This window comes from Rhodococcus sp. AG1013, from assembly GCF_003350365.1.
Taxonomy (GTDB): Bacteria; Actinomycetota; Actinomycetes; order Mycobacteriales; family Mycobacteriaceae; genus Prescottella.
Map to the genome: position 1 here is coordinate 191509 of NZ_QQAT01000010.1, position 6047 is coordinate 197555.

Below are 6047 nucleotides of genomic sequence, written 5' to 3' on the forward strand. Positions count from 1 at the left end.
GGTCAGGCGACGCCGAGAATCAGGCCGGACGTGGGAACCGCGGTTCCCGCCGTGACGAGCATGTTCTCGACGTTCTCGGGCTGGTTGGTGGACGTGCCCCGCAGCACCCGGACCGCCTCGGCGATGCCGTTGACGCCGTGCAGGTACGCCTCACCGACCTGGCCGCCGTGCGTGTTGCTCGGCAGCCGTCCACCGATCTCCAGATTGCCCTCGCGGATGAAGTCCTTGGCCTCGCCGGGACGGCAGAAACCGAGTTCCTCGAGCTGCGGGAGCACCAGAGGGGTGAAGTGGTCGTAGAGGATCGCCGCATTGATGTCGTCCGGCGTCAGACCGGCCTGCGCGTACAGCTGGCGGCCGACCAGACCCATCTCCGGGATGCCGGTGATGTCGGGACGGTAGTAGCTCGCCATCATGTGCTGGTCCTTGCCCGAACCCTGCGCGGCACCCTTGATGATCGCGGGCTTGTTGCGCAGGTCCTTGGCGCGCTCGGCCGAGACGATGACGAGGGCCTGACCGCCGTCGGTCTCCTGGCAGCAGTCGAGCAGGTGCAGCGGTTCGGCGATCCACCGGGAGTTCTGGTGGTCCTCGAGCGTGATGGGCTTGCCGTAGAACCACGCCTTCGGGTTGTTCGCAGCATGCTTGCGCGCCACGACAGCAACCCGACCGAAATCCTCACTCGTGGCACCGTACTGGTACATGTACCGGCGAGCGAACATCGCGACCCACTGGGCGGGAGTCGACAGTCCCTGCGGGGTCAGCCATGCGTACGCTGCGCGGTCGGCGGTGCTGTCCATCGGGCGGTCGTGCTGGCCCGCGCCGAAGCGCATTCCGGAGCGTTCGTTGAACGCACGGTAGACCACCACGACGTCGGCGATGCCGGTCGCGACGGCCATCGCCGCCTGCTGCACCGACGCGCACGCCGCGCCGCCGCCGTAACCGATCCGGGAGAAGAACTTGAGCTCCCCGAGCCCGCAGTTGCGGGCCACGAGGATCTCGCCGTTGGTCTCCATCGTGAAGGTGGTCAGACCGTCGACCTCGGACGGGTCGATACCGGCGTCCGCGAGCGCGGCCGTGACGGCCTCGCACGCGAGCTGCAGCTCGGAGCGGCCGGACTTCTTCGAGAACTCGGTGGCGCCGATACCGACGATCGCGGCGGCACCCGAGAGCGGGCTGACGGCCATCAGGCGTCCTTTCCTTCGCTGGCAGCGGGGTACGCGACCGTGACGGTGCCGGCGAGGTGGTTGCCGAGGCTGTTCGCGCCCTGCACCTTCACCTCGACGAGGCCGTTCTCCTTCGAGACGACCTCACCGGTCATGGTCATGGTGTCGCCCGGGTAGTTCGGGGCGCCCAGACGGATCTTCACCCGACGCACCGTCGCGAACGGTCCGGCCCAGTCCGTCACGAACCGCCCCGCCAGCCCGTTGCTGGTGAGGATGTTCATGAACACGTCCTTGGAGCCGCGCTCGCGCGCCAGCTCGGGATCGTGATGCACGTCCTGGAAGTCGCGCGTCGCGATCGCGGTGGACACGATGAGCGTGCGGGTCAACGGGATTGCCAGCTCGGGCAGCACCTCGCCGACCGCGATGTCGTCGTAGCTGCGCCCGGTCAGCGCGGGCACGGTGGTGGTCATGCGACCACCTCGACACCGGCGGCGAGCTGCTCGCCGAGACGGGCGAGGTCGGACGCCGAGCCACCGAGGGTGGCGCCGATCTGCTTGCCCCACAGCAGGTGCCGGTGCACCGGGTAGTCGGTGTCGACACCCATGCCGCCGTGGACGTGCGTGGTGCGGTGCACCACGCGCTGGCCGCCGTCGGTGGCCCACCACTTCGCGACGAGCACCGACGTGCCGGGTTCCTGGTCCTCGGCGAGCAGCCACGCGGCCTGCCACAGCGTCACGCGCATCGCTTCGAGGTCGATGTAGCAATCGGCCAGCTGGTGGTTGACGGCCTGGAACGTCGCGAGCGGACGCCCGAACTGCATGCGGCCGTTGAGGTACGTGACGGCCTGCTGCACGGCACCGGAGCCGACGCCGAGCTGGATCGCGGCGAGAGCGAGCTCGACGCGGTCGAGCAGCCACTGGGCGGTGTGGCCGTCTGCGGGGCCGAGCAGCTCCGCGGGAGCCGACTCGAGCGTGACGTTGCCGCAGATCTCCCAGTTGGTGGAGTGCGTCTGCTCCACCGTGACACCGTCGGCCGCCAGGTCGACGACGAACAGCGCCGCACCGGACGGCGTGGTGGCCGAGACGATCGCGCGGTCCGCGACGTGCGTGATCGGGACGACGGCCTTGGCGCCGGTCAGCGTCCACTGGCCGCGGGCCTCGGTGGCCGTGGTCTGCGGGTCGCCCGCGACGTACGGGCCGAACTCCTCGAGACCGATCGTCAGGAAGCTCGTGCCCTCGGCGACACCGGGAACCAGCGCGGTGCGCTGGGCGTCGGAGCCGAACTCTGCGACCGCGAGGGCCGCGAGGGCCGACTGCCAGATCGGCACGGGCGCAACGTGGCGGCCCTGCTGCTCGAGCAGCACGTACAGCTCGGACAGGCCCATGCCGCCGCCGCCGAGATCCTCGGGCAGCGCGATGCCGAGCAGGCCCGTGTTCGCGAGTTCGCGCCACAGGTCGCGGTCGATGCGCTCGTCGCTCAGTTCGACCTGCTTGACCCGGTCGATGTCGGCCTTGCTGGTGAAGACCTCGTCGGCGAGGTTGCGAATCGCCTCTTGCTCTTCGCTGAAGTTGAAGTCCATCAGGAGTCCTCCCGTGCGGCCGGCCGGAACGCGGGCAGCGTCAGATCCGGGTCGGCGTCGATCCAGTCCAGTTCCACCGGCATGCCGATCTCGACGTCGTCCGGCGCGACGCCGGTCATGTTCGCGATCAGGCGGGTGCCCTCTTCGAGTTCGATGGTCGCCACGACGAGCGGGTACTCGAACCCGGGGATCTGCGGATGGTGGTTGACAACAAAGCTGTAGACGATGCCGCGGCCCGAGGCGTCGACGGTGTCCCAGTCGAGCGACTGGCACGCACCGCACATCGGCCCGGTGGGATGGCGCAGCACACCGCAGTTCGCGCATCGCTGGATCACCAGGCGGTGCTCCTTGGCGGCCTCGAACCAGAAGGCGTTGTCGACGTTGAGCGCCGGACGCGGGCGCAGACCCGGGATCGCCCCCGAGGACTTCCCTGCCTTCTCCGCCTTCTCTGCCGGCTTCTCGACGGGCTTCTCGCTGCCCTTCGGCTTGAACCGCAGGGTGCGCCAGCGCTGCGTCGCGACGACCTCGTCGTCACCGTTGCGGTATGTCTTCAGCGTCGTGACGAAGTGCCCGACACCGAGGCCCGTCTTCTTCTCCTCGGAGATCGACTCGATCACCTCGGTGAGCGAAACCCGGTCGCCGGGGCGCAGTTCCACGAAGAACTCGAAGTCCGAGTCGGTCGCGACGACGGACGTGAAGCCCGCCTCGTCGAGCGTGGCGATCAGGTCGGTCCACACCTGCGACGGGTCGTTGTTCGCCATCTTGTCGTTGAAGGTGCGCATGGTCCACACCTGCGCCATCAGCGCGGGCGCGACCGCACCGTCACGCCCGGTGGCGCGCGCGGCGTCGTCGTCGAGGTAGACAGGGCTGGTGTCGCCCATCGTCTCGACCCAGTGACGGATCATCGGGGTGTTGACCTCGTCCGGACCCCACGTCGTGGGTGTCAGGACCTGACCCTCGAATGCCCCGAGCTTGGTGAGGAATTCGCTCACTTGACCCTCTTCTCTCGCACCAGGCCCAGGCCCATCGTGCCGACCATGTCGCGGAGCACCTCGTTGACGCCGCCACCGAACGTGTTGACCATGCCCTGCCGAGAGATCTGCTCGATCTGACCGGCCAGCAGCGCACCCGGCGACTCGGGGCGGATGCGACCCGCGGCGCCGAGGATGCCGAGCAGCGTGCGGTACACGTCGATGTGGGTCTCGGTGCCGTAGGCCTTGGTGGCACCGGCGTCCGCGCCGGACAGCTTGTCCGCCGCGACGGCCGCCGTCATCTTCCAGTTGAGCAGGCGCATCGCCTCGAGCTTGGCGTGCGTGCGTGCGAACTCCTGCTGCACCCACGGGATCTCGATGGCGCCGTTCGCCTTGGCCCAGTCCAGAACCTGGTGCCACAGGCCGTAGGTGCGGCCGCCGATCGCTGCGAGGCCGATGCGCTCGTGGTTGAGCTGCGCGGCGATCAGCTGCCAGCCGCCGTTGACCTCACCGATGACGTCCTTCTGCGGCACCCGGATGCCGCTGTAGTACGTCGAGGTGACCATCAGGCCACCGACCGTGTTGATGGGCGACCACGAGAAGCCGGGGTCGTCGGTGGGCACGACGAGGATCGAGATGCCCTTGTGCTTGGGGGCCTCGGGATCGGTGCGGCACGCGAGCCACACGTAGTCGGCGGTGTTGGCGCCGGAGGTGAAGATCTTGTTGCCGTCGACCACCCACTCCTCGCCGTCGAGGACGGCGCGGGTCTTGAGCGACGCGAGGTCGGTGCCGGCCTCGGGCTCGGTGTAGCCGATCGCGAAGACGATGTCGCCCGCGAGGATCCCCGGCAGGAAGCGTTCCTTCTGCTCCTCGGTCCCGTACTTCATCAGCGTCGGGCCGACGGTGTTCACCGTGACGAACGGGAACGGCAGACCGGCGCGCTGCACCTCGTCGAAGAACACGAACTGTTCCTCGATGGAACGCCCCTGTCCGCCGTACTCCTCGGGCCAGCCGATGCCGAGCCAGCCGTCCTGGCCGAGCAGCTTGACGACCTCACGGAAGTACTCGCCGCCCACGCCCTGCTCACCGGCCGCGCGGCGCTTCTCCGCAGGCAGCAGGTTCGCGAAGTACTCGCGCAGCTCCTTGCGGAGCGCGAGCTGCTCGGGGGATTCCCTCAAATCCATCGTTACTCCTCTAATACCGAACGACGTCGTTTACCAAAGGCAGACAGTCGCCGGGTTCCGGGCGACTGTCTGCCTGCGTTGTCCCGGACGCTAGCGACCGAGCCGAATCCTCGGGTCACACATCTCGCACAGCGGGAATCGCGACCCAACCTGCACTCGGGCGACTCCGAGACGCCCGGTCAGGGCGCGGTGGAATCAGTGAAATCATTCACCAGCTTGGGCGCCCAGACCACCCTTCCGAGAAAACGCTCGGCGTCGGGTGCGGTGGCCAGCCACACGGCCGCCGCGGCGGGCACGGTCGCCGGAACCGAGTCGAAACCGGCGTCCTCGATCTTGTCGGTACCGCCACGCGCCTTGCCGGACTCGGTGACGACGAACCCGGGGCTGAGGTTGAACGCGCGGATGCCACGTCCGCGGTACTCCGCGTTGACCGCACCGGCGAGGCGGCCGAACGCCGCCTTCGACGCGGCGTACGCCACGCCCCAACCGCCCTCGCCGGGCGCCGCCGGCGGATCGGTGGTCGCCGAACCGGACACCAGATTGACGATCACGCCGTCACCGCCGTCGACCATCGACGGCAGCACCCGCTGGATCAGCGCCAACTGGTGCAGGTAGTTTCCCCGCACCATCACCTCGGCGTCGTCGAGGCGAAGGTCGAGGATGCGCTCCATGTGACCGGCAGTCTGGGCGTAGGCGTTGTTGACGAGGACATCAACACGGCCCCACTCGCGCAGCATCTCGTCGGCGGCGCCGACAACTGAGTCCCGATCGAGCAGATCCATCGGGATCGGCAACGCCCGGGCCCCGCACGCCTCGATCTCCGCGGATGTGGTCTCGAGGCTGCCCGGCACCGCGAGCAGACCCTCGCCCTCCGCGCGGGTGCGGGGCGTCACCGCACCCTGTCCCTCGCGGACCGTACGGGCGGTGATCGCAACGTCGAAACCCTTGCGCGCGAACGCGAGCGCGATCTCGCGGCCGATGCCGCGGCTCGCCCCGGTGACGAGGGCAACCTTGCGTGTCGTCATCTCACACGCCCAGGAAACGCGTCCGGCCGAACTCGACGAACTCGGCCTCGAGCGCGGTCTTGTCCTCGTCGGTCATCTGCGTGTAGACCGGCGCGCCGCGGCCCACCCAACGGTAGACCGGCTCGTCG

6 protein-coding genes are annotated in these 6047 nt (G+C 68.8%); all 6 read right to left on the reverse strand.

Features of this window, described 5'->3' with window-relative positions; translation table 11 throughout:
* Nucleotides 1-2 precede the first annotated feature (2 nt).
* Nucleotides 3-1181 (reverse strand): lipid-transfer protein, encoded by a 1179-nt coding sequence (locus DEU38_RS14740; RefSeq protein WP_114722149.1) that lies wholly within the window; start codon nt 1179-1181, stop codon nt 3-5.
* Nucleotides 1181-1630 carry a MaoC family dehydratase gene (locus DEU38_RS14745; protein ID WP_114722150.1) on the reverse strand — a complete coding sequence of 150 codons (450 nt, stop codon included), beginning with the start codon at nt 1628-1630 and terminating at the stop codon, nt 1181-1183. The genes DEU38_RS14740 and DEU38_RS14745 overlap by 1 nt, the downstream gene beginning before the upstream one ends.
* On the reverse strand, nt 1627-2739 hold the full coding sequence (locus DEU38_RS14750; protein WP_114722151.1) for an acyl-CoA dehydrogenase family protein: 1113 nt from the start codon (nt 2737-2739) through the stop codon (nt 1627-1629). Before DEU38_RS14750 ends, DEU38_RS14745 begins: the two co-directional genes overlap by 4 nt.
* Nucleotides 2739-3731: a bifunctional MaoC family dehydratase N-terminal/OB-fold nucleic acid binding domain-containing protein gene (locus tag DEU38_RS14755; protein ID WP_114722152.1), complete on the reverse strand. Its 993-nt coding sequence runs from the start codon at nt 3729-3731 to the stop codon at nt 2739-2741. Before DEU38_RS14755 ends, DEU38_RS14750 begins: the two co-directional genes overlap by 1 nt.
* A complete protein-coding gene (locus tag DEU38_RS14760; RefSeq protein WP_114722153.1) occupies nt 3728-4894 on the reverse strand; it encodes an acyl-CoA dehydrogenase family protein in 1167 nt (388 codons plus the stop codon). Before DEU38_RS14760 ends, DEU38_RS14755 begins: the two co-directional genes overlap by 4 nt.
* A gap of 179 nt (nt 4895-5073) precedes the next feature.
* The gene (locus DEU38_RS14765) at nt 5074-5919 is read right to left on the reverse strand and encodes an SDR family oxidoreductase (RefSeq protein WP_114722154.1); all 846 of its coding nucleotides are present in this window, start codon (nt 5917-5919) and stop codon (nt 5074-5076) included.
* Between the last annotated feature and the right edge of the window lie 128 nt (nt 5920-6047).

What these genes read in the sequence shown, in the direction of transcription:
- DEU38_RS14760 (WP_114722153.1), bottom strand. Translation starts at nt 4,894, where the DNA reads ATGGATTTGAGGGAATCCCCCGAGCAGCTCGCGCTCCGCAAGGAGCTG.
- DEU38_RS14745 (WP_114722150.1), bottom strand. Translation starts at nt 1,630, where the DNA reads ATGACCACCACCGTGCCCGCGCTGACCGGGCGCAGCTACGACGACATC.
- DEU38_RS14740 (WP_114722149.1), bottom strand. Translation starts at nt 1,181, where the DNA reads ATGGCCGTCAGCCCGCTCTCGGGTGCCGCCGCGATCGTCGGTATCGGC.
- DEU38_RS14750 (WP_114722151.1), bottom strand. Translation starts at nt 2,739, where the DNA reads ATGGACTTCAACTTCAGCGAAGAGCAAGAGGCGATTCGCAACCTCGCC.
- DEU38_RS14765 (WP_114722154.1), bottom strand. Translation starts at nt 5,919, where the DNA reads ATGACGACACGCAAGGTTGCCCTCGTCACCGGGGCGAGCCGCGGCATC.